Here is a 14504-nt window from a genome sequence, read left to right on the forward strand (position 1 = left end):
TTCTCGCAACCTACTTCACGTTGATGACATGGTCGGGCGGGGTCGCGGCGTAGAGCTCGGAGATGGTCTCGGCGTACTTGGTCGAGATCGGTGTCCGCTTGAGCGACATCTTCGGGGTGAGCTCGTCACCGCCGGGCTCCCACAGGTTCTCCACGATCACGAAACGCTTGATCTGCTCCACCCGCGAGAGCTTGGTGTTGCCCGCGAGCACCGCTTCTTTGACTTCGTCGACGATCTCCTTGCGCCGGGCCAGTTCCGCGTGGGTGGCGTCGGTGGCGCCGAAGTCCTTGGCGCGCAACGCCGCGACATCGGGGTCGAGCATGATCAGCGCGGTGATGTAGGGGCGGGCCTCACCGATGGCGACGGCTTGGCCGATCATCGACGAGGCGGCCTTCATCGCGTTCTCGATATTGGAGGGGGCGATGTTCTTGCCCGCTTCGCTGATGATCAGTTCCTTCTTGCGATCCACGATGCGCAGGTAGCCGTCGGCGTCGAGGGTGCCGACGTCGCCGGTGTGCAGCCAGCCCGCGTCATCGATCGCCTCGGCGGTCTTGTCGGGCATGTTGCGGTAGCCGGGGGTGATGATCGGGCCACGGATGAGGACCTCGCCGTCGGCATCGAGGCGCAACTCCACCCCGTCCATGGGGCGTCCGACCGAGCCGGGGCGCGGCTTGTCGATCTCGGTGTAGGTGCCGACGCCGGTGGTTTCCGACATGCCCCACACCTCGCTGACCGCGAAGCCGAGACCGAGGAAGTACTCGAGGGTCTCCGGGGGCACCGGCGCGGCGCCGGACGCGGCGACCTTCAGCTCGTCGAACCCGAGTGCCCCACGCAGTTTCGACAGCACGAGGGCGTCCGCGATCTTGTGCTGCACGCCGAGAACCAGCGAGCTCTGCCCGGCCAGGTTCGCCTTCGCCTGCGCGATGCCGACACCGATCGCCCAGTTGGCCAGTGCCTTCTTGACCGGGCTCGGCTCGACGGCGAGCTTGTTCTCGATGCCGGCCTTGATCTTCTGCCACACCCGGGGAACCCCGAAGAACACGGTGGGGCGGGCATCGGGCAGGGCGGCGGCGATCTCACGCGGGTCGGTGACGGTGGTGATCTGGATGCCGGTGAGCAGGCTCATCGCGTGCGCGGAGATGCGGTCGGCGACGTGCGCGGCGGGCAGATACGACACGGCGCGGTCGTCGAAACCGACCGGCAGCGGGCCCGAGATCAGACCGGCGACCTGCGCGATCACATTGCTCTGGGTGAGCTCGACGCCCTTGGACGGGCCGGTGGTGCCCGAGGTGTAGATCAGGGTGGCCAGGTCGCCGGATTCGACCGCCTGCCAGGCCGCGTCGAAATCGAAGTCCGGTGCGGGATCGGATTCGAGCTCGGCCATGGTGATGGCACCCTCGGCGGTGCCGTCGACGACGACCGTGTGCTCGACCTCGGCGCCCGAGGCACGCAGGGTGTCGAGGAACGCCTGCTCGGTGATGACCACCTTGTTGCCCGCGTTGGCGAATACGTGCGCGATCTGTTCGGTGGAGCTGGTGTTGTACACCGAGAACGGGACCGCGCCCAGGTGCAGGGCGGCGGTGTCGATCAGGTTGAACTCGGGTCGGTTGGTGAGCATGAGGGCGACCGTGTCACCGTGACGCACCCCCAGTTTCGCCAACCCCGCGGCCAGTGCGCGCACCCTCGTCGCATACTCGGCCCAGGTGATCTCTTGGGTGCCGCCGACCGTGCGCAAGGCGATCTGGTCGGGCCGCAACGCGGCGGTCTGCTGGAAGGCGGCGGGCACGGTGTGCACCGTGACCCCGGATGCGTGCGCGAAACCGATGTCTGTCATATCCCTGTTCTCACTAGGCCGAGCTGGATACCGAACCAATGCGAGTGAAACTGCCTCGTTGTCTCGAGACAGAGGCAGCAGCAGTGGCGTGGCTCACTTATCGTAACCGGACATACGGGATTATGAGGGGCGTTACCTGCGACCCAGTGGCCGCCACCACGACCGCGCCCGGTCCGATCGCGGCTCGTCGGCAAGCGGATCGGCGGGGATGGTGTGCTGGCGGTGGCGCCGTTTGGCCTGCAGATATTGCCTGCCGCGCGAGGAGTGCAAGGTGATGGTGAGGGCCACGGGTTCGACGGTGATCCCGGCCTCGGTCAGCGCACGGCACTTGTCGGGGTTGTTGGTGAGCAGCCGGACCCGGGTGAGCGCGAGGTCGCGCACGGCGTGCGCGGCGGGGTCGTAGCGGCGTGTGTCGGCGTCGAGGCCCAGGCGCCGGTAGCTGTCGAAGGTATCGGTGCCGGACCGTTCGCTCTCCCGGTAGCCCCGAGCCTTCCAGATCAGGCCTGCCCCGCGACCTTCCTGTTCGAGATAGACGAGTACGCCCGCGCCCTCGGCCTGGATGCGATCCATCGACTCGGTGAGCTCTCCGCCGCAGTCACAGTCGTCGGAACCGAGGCCCTCGCCGTAGAGGCATCGCGAGTGCACCCGCACGAGACAGCCGTCGCGAGGCTCGCCGAACACGAGCAGGTGTCCGCCGTCGCGCGGGTCGGGGATCTCGATCACCCGAATCGGGAGTTGCTTGCCATGGCGACCCAGCCGGTGTGCGGTATCGGCACCGGTACTCCCGGTTCTGGCACCGCCGAACGACAGAATGGTCAACGATCCTCCGTGCGTGGACAGGTCGATACCGGACAGGGGCAAGCTTCGACTGCGCGACTTTACCTCTGGATCAGGCGGAGGGCGCGTACAGCCGCACGATGCGGTCGATCTCGGCCACGCCGGGCATCGACACCGCCACCGCCCCGAGATTCTGGGTCGGAATCATCGCCGCGGTCGCCCACACGAAATCGGTTGCGGTGAGCGGGGTCCCGGAGTGTACGAGTCGATAGGCCAGCGCGCCGGTGAAGGCTGCGGCGGCGCCGACCGAGGCCTTGAGGACCTGCGGAAAATGATCGATCACGGCCTCGACCGTGTCGGAGGCGACGACACACCGGAAGTCCTCGACCGTGCACACCGTGCCCACCCCGAGACCGCGCAGTAACCGGGCGATGTCGTCGGCGGATTCGGCGGCGACGTCGGGCAGTAGCGCGTGGAGATCGGCGGCGGCGCCCACGAGGAAATCGACCGCGCCCAGGTACTGATACAGGCTCTGTGGCACCGGCATCGACGGTGTCGGGCACACGATCACCGGTGGTTTGGGCCGCATCTGCGACACCACGGACAGCACCTGTTCGATCACCGACGGCGGTGGCTCGAAGCTCAGGATCACCGCGTCGGAGGCTTCCAGCGCAGCGCGCAGTTCGGGGCGGTGCAGGTCTTCGTCCTGAAGTTGGACGCGGCTGTCACGGCAGCCGATGATGCGGGTCTCCCCGTTGGGGGTGATCACCACCGCGGTGACCAGTGAGGTCGCGAACGGGACGACCTTGACCAGATCGAGGTGGACACCTTCGGTGTCGATGAATTCGAGGATGCGGCGGCCGTATTCGTCGCCACCGACCGCGCAGACCAGGTGCACGCCGATGCCGAGGCGGGCCGCGGCGACGGCCCGGTTGAGCCCTTTGCCGCCCGGGTGACCGGTGAAGGTGCCGCTGGCCGCGTTGTCGGCGGCGGGGAAGGTGTCGACCCGGTAGAGGTGGTCGATGACGGCGTCACCGAAGACCGTGACGAGACCGTGCCGGGGCACGGTGGTGGGCGCGGCGGCGGAGGGTCCGGCCATCGGATAGCCGGAATCGGTGGCGAGCAGCCCGGCGAGCGCGGTGAAGGCGGTGTGTTCGGACACGGTGCGCAACCGTTTGACAGTCGGTGTCTCGGGAACGGGGTCGACATCGAGCAGGGTGTGCAGCGCGACCCACTGTTCGGTCAATGCCTCTCGACGTTCCCCGAGGTTGTCTGCATAAAGGCGTTCGACATCGACACCCACGCCGGAGCGGTCCCGAAACAGCCCGAGCGAGAGCGCCGCGTCCACGATCAGCCGGTCCGTCGGCGGCAGCCACTGCGCGACCTCACGCACCACGGGCAGGATCGAGGACTCGACGCTGGCTCCGGTGCGCCGCGCGTGCCTGCGTACCGACAGCAGCTCTAGCAGCGGCGCAGCGTCGATCTCGGTGTGGCGCAAGCGTTCCGCGTTCAAGCCCGCGTATTTGCCCAGCCTGGCCAGGATACTGCGGATCGCGGCGACGCGGGCGTCCTGGGGAACCATCGGCATGCTGCCTCCCGTCCACTTGTCGAGGTCGACACGCACCCGAACGGGGCGGACGCCGCACTGCGATCGCCACATTGCCGGGTTTGCCACGCCCGAAATCTGGCAATTACCTCCTAACAATGGCAATTGACCAAGGCAATTGGCAAATGCCACACTGGATTACGGGGAGTGGATGCCCCGCCAGACGCTCGGGGAGGGCGCAGCGCCCCGCCGGGGAAGGCAGGTCCGCGATGGTTATTCATGGCACCGACGACACGTTACGCAGCGACCGCACGCCGGAATTCGCCCGCCGAACCGACACCGGCGGCTGGCGATTGAGCTGGTTGCCCGACTACACCCTGACCCGCGAGCAGGCCTGGGCGGGGATGGAGCTCGACGAACTCGTCAGCGACCTCGCCGCCGTGCACGACCGGCTCGCGCACGCCGAGATCAGCGCCCGCGCCGACCTGCTCGGCATCATCTGGCAGCAGGCCCTGATCAAACTCGCCAAGCGCATCGATGCTCGCGGGCACGGCGACGACCCGGCGGCGGGGGAGTCGTTTCACGACCCGCCCACGCAACTGTCCCGGCTACGCCCGGCGCGATCGATGCACGACGGCCGGGCGCCCCAGGCCTACTACGGCTGAGAGCTCAGACCGAGTGGGCGCGATGCTCGGCGCCGATGGCGTCGGCCAGGCAGGCGTAGCCGCCCGCGCGCAGATTGGCGGCGATGCCGCGGTGGATCCGGGTGGTCCAGAAGGGGCCACCGTAGATGAATCCGGTGTAGCCCTGTAGCAGGGTGGCGCCGGCGAGGATGCGGGCCCAGGCCTGCTCGGGGGTTTCGATGCCGCCCACCGAGATCAGGACCACCTGATCGCCGACACGGGTGTAGAGGCGGCGCAGGACCTCCAGCGAGCGTTCGGCCACGGGGGCGCCGGACAGACCACCCGCTCCCATGGCGTCGACCTCGGCGGCGGGGGTGGCCAGACCGTCGCGGCGGATGGTGGTGTTGGTGGCGACGATGCCCGCCAGACCCAATTCGACGGCGAGGTCGGCGACGGCGTCGATGTCGTGGTCGGACAGGTCGGGGGCGATCTTCACCAGGACCGGCACCGAGACGCTGTCGAGCACGGCCTGCAGGATCGGGCGCAGCGACTCGACGGCCTGCAGGTCACGCAGGCCAGGGGTGTTGGGCGAGGACACGTTGACAACGACGAAGTCCGCGAGCGGGCCGAGTAATCGGGCGCTGGTCGCGTAATCGCCGGCCGCGGCTTCGGGTTCGGTGAGCTTGGTCTTGCCGATGTTCGCGCCGATCGGGACGGTGGGGTGCGCGCCGTGCAGGCGGGCGGCCGCGGCGGCGGCGCCGTGATTGTTGAAACCCATCCGGTTGATCAGGGCATGGTCGGCGGGCAGCCGGAACAGGCGCGGCGCGGGATTGCCCGGCTGGGCGTGCGCGGTGACGGTCCCGATCTCGGCGAAACCGAAACCCAGTGTGCCCCAGACATTCGCGCCGTCGGCGTTCTTGTCGAAACCGGCGGCGAGACCCAGCGGCGCGGGGAAGTCGACACCGAACGCGGTGGTCGCCAGGATCGGGTCCGCCACCACGGTGAGCTTGCGGGCCAGCCAGCGCGTCGGCGGGAACCAGCTCGCGCCACGCAAGGCAGCGAACACCAGGTGATGCACCCGCTCCGGCGGGATCAGGAATAGCAGGCGTAGCAGGAGGGCGTACATGGTCGGCTCACAATCCGGGTTCGGGCACAGGCAGGACGGCGTTCTTGCGGCGGCGCAACAGCACACGGCGACTGCCGTCGGTGTAAGCGCGGACCCGGGACAACTCCCAGCCACCGAATTCGGCCTGGATGGCCAGTCGCATCGAGGCGGTGACGCGATTGACCTCCGGTGGTAGCCGCAACGGCACGTATTCGTAGTCGTCGTTGCTGGTTTCCCAGCTCGGCGGTATCGCCGAGCGCGCACTGCGAGGTGTGGCCATCACTGCCCTCTCTTCTGCTCTGCCACGCCGATCCGCTGCAGGCCATCGCCCGCGGCCGAGGCGACGAACAGGTCGCCGGTGCGATCGTCGACGGTGATCGCGTCGGGCTGGCGCACTGTCGCGAGCCTGGCCACCTCGACACCGATACCGGTCGACAGGTCATAGCCGACGACCTCGTTGCTCAGCGTGGCGCTCACCCACACCAACTCCGACCGCGAGTCGTAGGCGAGCGCGTAAGGCGATGATGATACCGGGAAACGCTGGCGCAACACGAGCGGACCGGCCGTGTAGACCAGCAGTTCGTCGCCCGCGGTGTCGGCCACGATGATGCGCCCGTGCGGGTCGGTGATGGCGTTGGTGGCGCCGTCCCCGGCGCGCAACATCAGGCCGAGCGCTTTCTCGCGCACCGCGACGACGGCGGTTTGCTTGCGATCGAGCACAGTGATGTTCTCGCCGGTCACCGCGATCGCGTCGGCCGAGACGAGGCCGGTGATCGTGCGGGTGAGGGTGCCGTCGGCGTTCAGTTCGCGCAGGGCGCCGTCGGCGGTGCCGACGACGAGGGTGCCGTCGGTGCGAGTGTGCACGCTGTGCACGTCGCCCTCGACCGCGGTCTCGGTGAGCGCGCCCGTGCGGGCATCGACCCGCACAACCCGGTTGGGGGCGGCGACGAGCACCTCTCCCGGCTTGCCCTGGGCCAGCGACGCGCCGACGGCGGGGAGGGTGACCGCGCGCGTGGTGGTCGGCGCGGCGGGGTCGATCAGCGACAGGGTGGTGCCTGCGGTGTCGAGGGAGGCGAGCAGACCCGTGGACTGTTCGGCGAGCAGCGCCTTGGCCGCGGGCGCGGGGAAAACCCGCCCGGCGGGATCGGCGGCGGCGGGCGAGACCGCCGCGGTCGCGGGCACTCTGGTCGCGACATCGGCACCGTCTTCACCGCCGCACCCGGTCAGTAGCACCACAACCGCCGCGCCGACCAACGCAGAGGCGACCGAGCCACGAGGGCGCATGCACCGAACTCCTTCAATCCGCACGAGGTGACTCCCGTGATCACCATCTGACCATGATGACTCACCAGTAGCTCCGACCGGGTATCTGGCGTCGGAGCTGTCGGTGACGCGCGTTACTGTTGACGCGTCGAGCACAGAGAGCCCCAGGAGTCCCCGCGATGACCGACCGGACAACAGCGGGTTTCGGCATCGATGACATCACCGTCGGACCGTTCGCCCACGGCTTCGGCACCACCGACGACGGTCACCCCTTCACCTTCGGTACCCACCGCGCCACCCTCACGGTGCAGATCTATCGCGCCGACCTGGGTGACGCGGTCCCCGGATCCGACGACGTGGTGGCCAGGGCCCGAGCTCAGGTGACCGATATCGATCTCGGTGACGAACGCAGCGTCCGCGCCTTCGTGCGCGACCTGCTCCCCGCCGCCATCCCTGTCCAGGCGCCCGCAACCAGTGACATCTCCACAGTTCGGGCCCTCCTGGGACGAATCAGCGCGGTCATTGATGGTATGTAGATGGTGATGTCTTCCACACTTTTCGCCAGGGCCGCTGCGGCCACCGCCTGCCTCACGGCCCTCGTCGCCCTCGCCGCGTGCGGGGGACCCACCGACGAGGCCTCGGTCGACGCCGCACGGTCTTCGGCCAACGCCTCCCTCGCCTCCTCCGTCGCGGTCTCGGTCAGCAAGGCCAAGGTGCCACTGCCGACCGCCCCGGAGCTCGACGCGCAGATCAAACGCGCGCTCGACCCGGCCCTACCCGATGTCGAACGCACCGAACTGATCGAGGACGGTGCCGCGTTCTCCGACGCCATCCCCGACATGTACAAGGCGCTGCGCGACAACCCGCACGCGGTGTACGGCGTGGTCGACCCGGTGTTCGACAACCGTGACGGCACGCTCACCGCCACCATGCGCCTGGACAAGGACGGTTCGGGCAAGAACGTGCGCACCACCATCGTGCATTTCGTCCTGCTCGACGGTAAGTGGAAGATCTCCCGCACCGACCTGTGCGGCATCCTGCGCTCAGCCGACTACCGCACCGCCGCCTGCGGCTGAGATGGGCGAATCTCGATCCATGCGGTGGGGCAGGTTCGTCTACCGCCACCGGTTCCTGGTGCTCGGCTTCTTCGTGCTGAGCGTGCTGATCTCGGGGTGGTTCGGTCGTGACCTCGCCGACCGCTATACCCAGGAGGGCTGGTTCGACGAGTCGAGCCAGTCGGTGGCGGCGTCCAAACTCGCCGATGACACCTTCGGCCGCGATACCGACGGCGATCTGATCGTCATCTACACCGCTCCACCCGGCACCACCGTCGACGATCCCGCCGTCCGCGGACCGGTGACGGCGGCACTGGCCGATCTGCGCGCACAGCACGGCGAGCAGATCCACAAGATCGACAGCTACTGGGACAGCCCGTTCTCGGCGAACGCCTCCGACCCGACCAAACAGCACGCGTTCGCCAGCATCGGGCTGGCGGGCGGCGGCGGAACCGCGACGGTGAACAACTACCTCGCGTTGAAACCGCACCTGCACGCCGATGTGCCCGGCGCCGGGCCCGGCGGGACAACGGTGCAGCTGGCGGGGCTGCAGCCGGTGGTCGAGGGCATCAATATCGGGATGCAGCACGACATCAAGCGCGCCGAGATCATCGCCTTGCCGATCGTGGCGATCCTGCTGTACTTCGTGTTCGGCGGGGTGATCGGCGCCCTGCTGCCGGTATTGATCGGTGGACTCACCATCCTCGGCACCTCCGGGATCTTGCGGGTGCTCACCGCCCAGATCGAGGTCAATGTGTTCGCCAGCGCGGTGATGACCTTGGTCGCGCTGGGGTTGGCGATCGACTACGGACTGTTCACAGTGACCCGATTCCGGGAGGAACTGGCCGCCGGGCGTTCGGTCGAGGACGCGACCGCGCGGACCGTCGCCACGGCGGGGCGCACGGTGCTGTTCTCCGCGGCGATCATCGCCTTGAGTCTCGGGGCGCTGTTCATCTTCCCGAACGGGGTGCTGCGCTCGGTGCCCTACGGCGGCATTTCGGCGGTGATGCTGGCGGCGCTGCTGTCGGTCACCGCGCTGCCCGCCGCGTTGAGCATCGCCGGACACCGGATCGACTGGCTGGGCTGGAAACGCTTCTCGCGCAGCAAGACCGAAGCCCAGATTGACGCCGGGTTCTTCTCCCGGCTGGCGCAGTGGGCGATGCGACGGCCGTGGTCGGTGGTCATCCCGATCGTGCTCGGTCTGCTGGCGCTGAGTATTCCGTTGCGCCACATCGAGTTCGGTGGGATCAGCGAGAAGTATCTGGCCGCCGACAATCCCGCGCGGGTAGCCCAGGAAGACTTCGACCACCTGTTTCCCGGGTTCCGTACCGAACCGTTGAAGCTGATCGTGGTCGGCGCCTCACCACAGCAGTTGAGCGATATCCGATTCGAGGCCAACCAGGTGCCCGGGCTCACCGGGCGGTTCGAACCCGCGGCGGCGACCAAGGACGACGTCAACGTGCTCTCCGCCGGGCTCGGTGACAAACGCGACGCCGACCGCGTGATCGACGCGCTGCGTTCGCTGCCCGCCCCGCCGGGCGTGCAGGTGATGGTCGCCGGTATCCCCGCACTCGAACGCGACAGCATCAACGGGTTGATCAACGGGCTTCCGTTGCTGTTGGCGATTTTGATCGCGGCGGCGCTGGCGTTGATGATCGTGGCATTCCGATCGGTCGTCCTGGCGGTGAAAGCCGTAGCGATGAGCGCGCTCAGTCTGGTCTCGACCCTGGGCGTGCTGACCTGGATCTTCGTGGAAGGGCACGGATCGGGGGCGTTCCAATTCACCCCGGGACCGCTGATGTTCGCGGTGGTGGCGTTGATCGTGACGGTGATCTTCGGACTGTCCACCGACTACGAGGTATTCCTGCTGTCCCGGATCGCCGAGAAACGGGCCGCGGGCGCCGATGCCGCCGAGTCCATTCGCTACGGCGTGGCCCACACCGGCGGGGTGATCACCTCGGCGGCCGCGATCCTGATCGTGGTGACCGGCGCGTTCGGGTTCTCGGATCTGGTGCTGATGAAATACATCGCCTACGGGATGATCGTGGCGCTGATCATCGACGCCACGATCATCCGAATGGTGCTCACGCCGGCTTTGCTGAAGATCATCTGGAAGTAGCCGGCTCCGAACTGCTGATCGCCTCCGCGCCGTAGCGATTCACACCGTCTTGATGACGCCGCCGTCGATCACGACGTCAGCGCCCAGGATGTTGGCGGCCTTGGACGAGGCGAGGAACGTGATCAGCGCCGCGACCTCGTCGGGTTCGGAGATCCGTCGCGAGGCGATGCCGAACTGTTCGGGTAGCGCTTCTAGCAGTTGCTCGTGGGAGATTCCTTGGGCGGCGGCCAGTTGTGCGCCGATGCGGTGCTCGTCGCGCCAGATCCGGGTGCCGACGGGGCCGGGAGAAACGGTGTTGACCCGTACACCCTGCGGGCCGAACTCCTCGCTGAGGCGTTTGCCGAGGGAGGTGAGGGCGGCTTTCGCCTCGCTGTAGCCGGTGGGGCCCACCGCGGGCAGGTGCGCGTTGATGGACGAGACGTTGATGATGATGCCGCGGCGGTCGAGCAGGCTCGGCAGCGCGGCGCGGGTGGCCCGGATGGCGCTGAACAGGTTGACATCGAGGAAGTGGTGCCACTGGTCGTCGGTGGTGTCGAGGAATCCGGCCAAGGTCAGTTGATCCGGGTCGCCGCCGCCGACATTGTTGACCAGGATGTCGATGCCGCCGAGTTCTTCCAACGCGGTGTCGATGACCGTGGTGACGCCCTGCGCGGTCCCCAGATCGGCGGCGACGGTCGCGGCCGCGACTTTGTCGAGTTCGGGAGTGATGGTGCGTGCGGCGCCGACGACGCGCACACCCTCGGCGGCGAGTGCTTCGGCGACGGCGAGACCGATGCCGCGGGAGGCCCCGGTGACTACGGCGGTCTTTCCGGTGAGTTCGAGATCCATGCTCATACCTTTCTTGAACTGCAGGTCAATAACTAGGACATGCGGAAAATGTTTGCGGGAGAAGGGGTTTCACAGTGTGGTCAGCACCACGTCGATGAGGCGGTAGAGCTGGGCGGCGTCATTGGTCTTCGCCATCAGGCGCAGGCCCGCGCTGGTGGTGAACAACAGGGCCGCAATCGAATTCGGGTCCACATCGCGGTCGACGTCACCGTCGCGGCGGCCCTGGTCGATACGGGCGGCCAGCACGGCGACGATGCGTTGTTCGATGCCGCGCAACGTTGCCGTGGCCGCCGCGTCGTGGCCGCCGAGTTCTGCCGCGGTGTTGACGGCGAGGCACCCGCGTCGGGTCGGGGAGGCCAAGTCGAGATCGACTGCCGCGCGCAGGTATTCGCGCAGACACTCACGCGTGGTTCCGGGTCGGGACATGTAGTCCTCGGCCAGGCCTGTGCCGAGTCGGCCGTATCGATCGAGGACGATGTCGAACAGGGCACGCTTGCTGCCGAAGGTGTTGTACAGGCTGCCCTTTCCGATACCGGTCGCCTCGGCGAGCTGTGCGGGGGAGGTGTTGGCGTAGCCGTGGGTCCAGAACTGGTCCATCGCACGGTCCAGGACCGTGTCGGTGTCGAAGTTCTGCGGTCTGGCCATGTCTCGACGGTAGACGTTCTGAACCTGTAGGTCAATAACTCGGGCGCAAGACCGCGGCAGGACATGCCGCGATCCCGATGCGCTACTTACCGATGATGCCGAAAGCGTTGCCGTCGGTGTCTTCCAGGACGCAGATGCGCGAGCCGGGGCTGACTTCGCGCGGGGCGGTTCGTTCGGTCGCGCCCGCGGCGATCGCCGCGGCCCTGGCCTTGTCGACATCGTCGACTCCGGCGTAGGCGACCGGGCCACCCGCCACGTCACCACTGGGGTCCAAACCGATCTGGACATCGCCCACCGCCCAGCCGACGTAGTACGGCTCGTCGGTGTGGGGTTCGCCGTAGAGGGTGGTGTAGACGGCTTTCGTCGCGGCCAGATCGGTGACGGGGATGACGACGCTGGCGATGGTGGGGCTCATCGGATCTCCTCTTGCGATTAGGAGCGAGCCACGGTCGCGGGCGACGAAGGGACCGATCGTCGTCTGGGCGATGGTGACCGCGGTGGACGAATGACCTCGGCGCCCAGCCTACTCAGCCCGGCTCGCCTGCCCGCGGGCGCCGAAGTCCGCGTGTCGCCTCGGCGTGGCCGCGTTTCGATCAGGACGTCGTCAGTGGTGATCGCGTTCGGGCAGGACGAGTTGGGCGCCGGTCATAGGATGATCGAAGACATCGACCGGGTGCTGGTAGACGGCGGTGAGCAGGTCGCTGGTGAGGATCTCGCGCGGCGGGCCGTCGGCGGCGACGCGGCCCGCGTCCAGGACGGTGACGCGGTCGGCGTAGGCGGCGGCCACCCCGAGGTCGTGGACCACGACGACTACCGCGGCGCCGTCGGCGGCACGAGCGGCGGCCAAACTCAGGACGGCCTCCTGGTGGCCGAGGTCCAGGGCCGCGGTCGGTTCGTCCAGCAGCAGGGTGGCGGTGTCCTGGGCCAGCACGCGTGCCAGCGCCACCCGGGCGCGCTCGCCGCCCGACAGCGACGGGAACACGCGGGTGGCGAGGTGGGTGACGTCGGTGGCGGCCAGCGCCGCGGCGATGAGCGCGTCGTCGTGGTCGGCGGCGGCAGTGCGCAGCCACGGGGCACGGCCCATGGCGACGACTTCGTGGGCGGTGAAAGGGAAGCCCACGGCGTGGGATTGGGGCAGGACCGCGCGGCGGCGCGCCATATCGGCGGGGGTCCAGTGTGAGAGCGCGTGGCCTTCGAGTTTCACCGTCCCCGCGCTGGGCTCGAGTTCACCGGCGAGCGCGGCGAGCAGGCTGGACTTGCCCGCACCGTTGGGGCCGACGAGCGCGACGATCTCGCCCGCCGCGACCTGGAAGTCGACCGACTCCAGGACGGTCCGGGTCCCTCGCCGCACGGTGAGACCGGCCGCGCGCAGGGTGACGGTGCCGGGCTCGGGGCGCGCGGGCACGTCGGGGGTTCGGCTGAACACCGCGCGCCAGGAGTTTCGGCGTTGGACCGTGGGGCGGGTGTCGGTCATCGTGAGCCTCCGGCCCGGGCATTGCGGCGCGGTGTCTTCTCGACGGCGTGTGCGCGCGTCCTCTCCGACCTGCCCGAACCCGCGTACAGCGACGGGCTCATCCCCAACCTCCCGCGCGAGCTCGGGTGCGGCGCAGCAACCAGAAGAAGAACGGGCCGCCGATCAGGGACGTGAGCATGCCGAGTGGCAGGTCCGCATTGGGAACCAGTGTGCGGGCGATGACGTCGGCGCCGAGCAGCACCACCGCGCCCACGATCGCGCTGAGCGGGACGAGCACCCGGTGGCCGGGGCCGACCATCATGCGGACCAGATGCGGCACGACCAGCCCGACGAACAAGATGATGCCGCTGAACGCCACACCCGCCGCGGTGAGCACGGCGACCACCACGATCACCTGCCTGCGCAGCCGTTCCACGTCGATACCGAGATGGCGGGCCGCGGAATCGCCGAGCGCGAGCAGATCCAGGCGTGCCGAGATGAGGATCGCGGCCAGGATGCCGGCCGACGCGAGCACCGCCACGATCGCCACCGACTGCCAGTTGGCGCCGTTGAGGCTGCCCAGTTGCCAGAACACGATCTGATCCCGCGCGGCGGGGCTGGCGACGAACAACAGCAGCGCGATCAGCCCGCCGGCGAATGCGTTGATCGCGACACCGGTGAGGATCAGCGTCACCACTTCGGTGCGTCCGCCCGACCTCGACAGCACATAGACCAGCGCGGTGGTGATCAGACCGGCGACGAAGGCGGCCGCCGCCACCGACCACGCGGCGACGAACGCGCCACCGACCACGATCACCGTGCCGGCCCCGACCGCCGCACCGGCCGACACCCCGATCACACCGGGCTCGGCCAGCGGATTGGCGAACACCCCTTGCAGTAACGCGCCCGCGGTCGCGAGCGAGGCACCGACCAGGATGGCCAGCGCCACCCGCGGGAACCGCACCTGCCACAGCGCCACCTCGCCGGCCGGATGCGCGGGCATGGGCCCGATGTCGAGGCCGATCCGGTGCGCCACGCTGCCGAGTACCTCGGCGGCGGTCGTGGGGACCTGCCCGAGCACCGCCGACACCAGGGCCAGCACCAGTAGGGCGAGCAGCGCGCCGGCGAACACGATGGTCACGCGCGTGCCCCGGTGCCCGGTGGGCGGGAGGGGATCGGGGGTGGCGTCGGTGATCCGCGGCGGGTGCGCGGCGGTGGGCGGGTCGGGCGCTCGGCTCATGCGGTGCCCACCCGGC

Annotated in this window: 15 protein-coding genes; 4 read left to right on the forward strand and 11 right to left on the reverse strand. The window is 68.6% G+C overall.

What is annotated here, in order from left to right; genetic code table 11:
- Nucleotides 1-10: 10 nt before the first annotated feature.
- The 3 genes from NA12_RS02220 to NA12_RS02230 form a co-directional block, all read right to left on the reverse strand.
- The gene (locus NA12_RS02220) at nt 11-1834 is read right to left on the reverse strand and encodes an AMP-dependent synthetase/ligase (protein WP_067445417.1); all 1824 of its coding nucleotides are present in this window, start codon (nt 1832-1834) and stop codon (nt 11-13) included.
- A gap of 132 nt (nt 1835-1966) precedes the next feature.
- Nucleotides 1967-2653 carry a GTP cyclohydrolase II RibA gene (gene ribA / locus NA12_RS02225; protein ID WP_067447317.1) on the reverse strand — a complete coding sequence of 229 codons (687 nt, stop codon included), beginning with the start codon at nt 2651-2653 and terminating at the stop codon, nt 1967-1969.
- A gap of 70 nt (nt 2654-2723) precedes the next feature.
- Nucleotides 2724-4199 (reverse strand): PfkB family carbohydrate kinase, encoded by a 1476-nt coding sequence (locus tag NA12_RS02230; protein WP_084472432.1) that lies wholly within the window; start codon nt 4197-4199, stop codon nt 2724-2726.
- A 227-nt stretch (nt 4200-4426) separates the two neighbouring features.
- On the opposite strand from NA12_RS02230, the gene NA12_RS02235 reads away from it, so the two are divergent.
- Nucleotides 4427-4822: a hypothetical protein gene (locus NA12_RS02235; RefSeq protein ID WP_067445420.1), complete on the forward strand. Its 396-nt coding sequence runs from the start codon at nt 4427-4429 to the stop codon at nt 4820-4822.
- A 4-nt stretch (nt 4823-4826) separates the two neighbouring features.
- On the opposite strand, the gene NA12_RS02240 is transcribed toward NA12_RS02235, so the two are convergent.
- The 3 genes from NA12_RS02240 to NA12_RS02250 are packed head-to-tail and all read right to left on the reverse strand — an operon-like array spanning nt 4827 to nt 7169.
- Nucleotides 4827-5906, reverse strand: a complete 1080-nt coding sequence (locus NA12_RS02240) for a quinone-dependent dihydroorotate dehydrogenase (RefSeq protein WP_067445422.1) — start codon at nt 5904-5906, stop codon at nt 4827-4829.
- A 7-nt stretch (nt 5907-5913) separates the two neighbouring features.
- Complete coding sequence (locus tag NA12_RS02245) at nt 5914-6165, reverse strand: DUF5703 family protein (RefSeq protein ID WP_067445424.1); 252 nt, start codon at nt 6163-6165, stop codon at nt 5914-5916.
- Complete coding sequence (locus NA12_RS02250; protein ID WP_067445426.1) at nt 6165-7169, reverse strand: YncE family protein; 1005 nt, start codon at nt 7167-7169, stop codon at nt 6165-6167. The genes NA12_RS02245 and NA12_RS02250 overlap by 1 nt, the downstream gene beginning before the upstream one ends.
- A 158-nt stretch (nt 7170-7327) precedes the next feature.
- Between NA12_RS02250 and NA12_RS02255 the strand changes: the two genes are divergently transcribed.
- From NA12_RS02255 to NA12_RS02265, 3 genes are read left to right on the forward strand one after another with little or no spacing between them, the layout of a single operon-like run.
- Nucleotides 7328-7684: a hypothetical protein gene (locus NA12_RS02255; protein ID WP_067445428.1), complete on the forward strand. Its 357-nt coding sequence runs from the start codon at nt 7328-7330 to the stop codon at nt 7682-7684.
- A 6-nt stretch (nt 7685-7690) separates the two neighbouring features.
- Complete coding sequence (locus tag NA12_RS02260; protein ID WP_243654876.1) at nt 7691-8224, forward strand: WKL family lipoprotein; 534 nt, start codon at nt 7691-7693, stop codon at nt 8222-8224.
- Between the two features lie 19 nt (nt 8225-8243).
- Nucleotides 8244-10322: an MMPL family transporter gene (locus NA12_RS02265; RefSeq protein ID WP_243654877.1), complete on the forward strand. Its 2079-nt coding sequence runs from the start codon at nt 8244-8246 to the stop codon at nt 10320-10322.
- 39 nt (nt 10323-10361) lie between these two features.
- On the opposite strand, the gene NA12_RS02270 is transcribed toward NA12_RS02265, so the two are convergent.
- The 5 genes from NA12_RS02270 to NA12_RS02290 all read right to left on the reverse strand — a co-directional run bounded on the left by NA12_RS02270 (nt 10362) and on the right by NA12_RS02290 (nt 14488).
- A complete protein-coding gene (locus NA12_RS02270) occupies nt 10362-11150 on the reverse strand; it encodes an oxidoreductase (protein WP_067445434.1) in 789 nt (262 codons plus the stop codon).
- 69 nt (nt 11151-11219) lie between these two features.
- The gene (locus NA12_RS02275; RefSeq protein ID WP_067445436.1) at nt 11220-11795 is read right to left on the reverse strand and encodes a TetR/AcrR family transcriptional regulator; all 576 of its coding nucleotides are present in this window, start codon (nt 11793-11795) and stop codon (nt 11220-11222) included.
- Nucleotides 11796-11877: 82 nt separating this feature from the next.
- Nucleotides 11878-12210 carry a VOC family protein gene (locus NA12_RS02280; RefSeq protein WP_067445438.1) on the reverse strand — a complete coding sequence of 111 codons (333 nt, stop codon included), beginning with the start codon at nt 12208-12210 and terminating at the stop codon, nt 11878-11880.
- A gap of 189 nt (nt 12211-12399) precedes the next feature.
- On the reverse strand, nt 12400-13269 hold the full coding sequence (locus tag NA12_RS02285) for a heme ABC transporter ATP-binding protein (protein ID WP_067445440.1): 870 nt from the start codon (nt 13267-13269) through the stop codon (nt 12400-12402).
- Nucleotides 13270-13366: 97 nt separating this feature from the next.
- Entirely contained in the window at nt 13367-14488 is a 1122-nt protein-coding gene (locus NA12_RS02290) for a FecCD family ABC transporter permease (RefSeq protein WP_243654878.1), read from the reverse strand.
- Between the last annotated feature and the right edge of the window lie 16 nt (nt 14489-14504).

This window comes from Nocardia alba NBRC 108234, assembly GCF_001612665.1.
GTDB classification, from domain to species: domain Bacteria; phylum Actinomycetota; class Actinomycetes; order Mycobacteriales; family Mycobacteriaceae; genus Nocardia; species Nocardia alba.

Coding starts and splice junctions, on each gene's coding strand:
- NA12_RS02220 (WP_067445417.1), bottom strand. CDS start 1,834: ATGACAGACATCGGTTTCGCGCACGCATCCGGGGTCACGGTGCACACC.
- NA12_RS02230 (WP_084472432.1), bottom strand. CDS start 4,199: ATGCCGATGGTTCCCCAGGACGCCCGCGTCGCCGCGATCCGCAGTATC.
- NA12_RS02235 (WP_067445420.1), top strand. CDS start 4,427: ATGGTTATTCATGGCACCGACGACACGTTACGCAGCGACCGCACGCCG.
- NA12_RS02240 (WP_067445422.1), bottom strand. CDS start 5,906: ATGTACGCCCTCCTGCTACGCCTGCTATTCCTGATCCCGCCGGAGCGG.
- NA12_RS02245 (WP_067445424.1), bottom strand. CDS start 6,165: ATGGCCACACCTCGCAGTGCGCGCTCGGCGATACCGCCGAGCTGGGAA.
- NA12_RS02250 (WP_067445426.1), bottom strand. CDS start 7,169: ATGCGCCCTCGTGGCTCGGTCGCCTCTGCGTTGGTCGGCGCGGCGGTT.
- NA12_RS02255 (WP_067445428.1), top strand. CDS start 7,328: ATGACCGACCGGACAACAGCGGGTTTCGGCATCGATGACATCACCGTC.
- NA12_RS02260 (WP_243654876.1), top strand. CDS start 7,691: ATGTCTTCCACACTTTTCGCCAGGGCCGCTGCGGCCACCGCCTGCCTC.
- NA12_RS02265 (WP_243654877.1), top strand. CDS start 8,244: ATGCGGTGGGGCAGGTTCGTCTACCGCCACCGGTTCCTGGTGCTCGGC.
- NA12_RS02270 (WP_067445434.1), bottom strand. CDS start 11,150: ATGGATCTCGAACTCACCGGAAAGACCGCCGTAGTCACCGGGGCCTCC.
- NA12_RS02275 (WP_067445436.1), bottom strand. CDS start 11,795: ATGGCCAGACCGCAGAACTTCGACACCGACACGGTCCTGGACCGTGCG.
- NA12_RS02280 (WP_067445438.1), bottom strand. CDS start 12,210: ATGAGCCCCACCATCGCCAGCGTCGTCATCCCCGTCACCGATCTGGCC.
- NA12_RS02285 (WP_067445440.1), bottom strand. CDS start 13,269: ATGACCGACACCCGCCCCACGGTCCAACGCCGAAACTCCTGGCGCGCG.
- NA12_RS02290 (WP_243654878.1), bottom strand. CDS start 14,488: ATGAGCCGAGCGCCCGACCCGCCCACCGCCGCGCACCCGCCGCGGATC.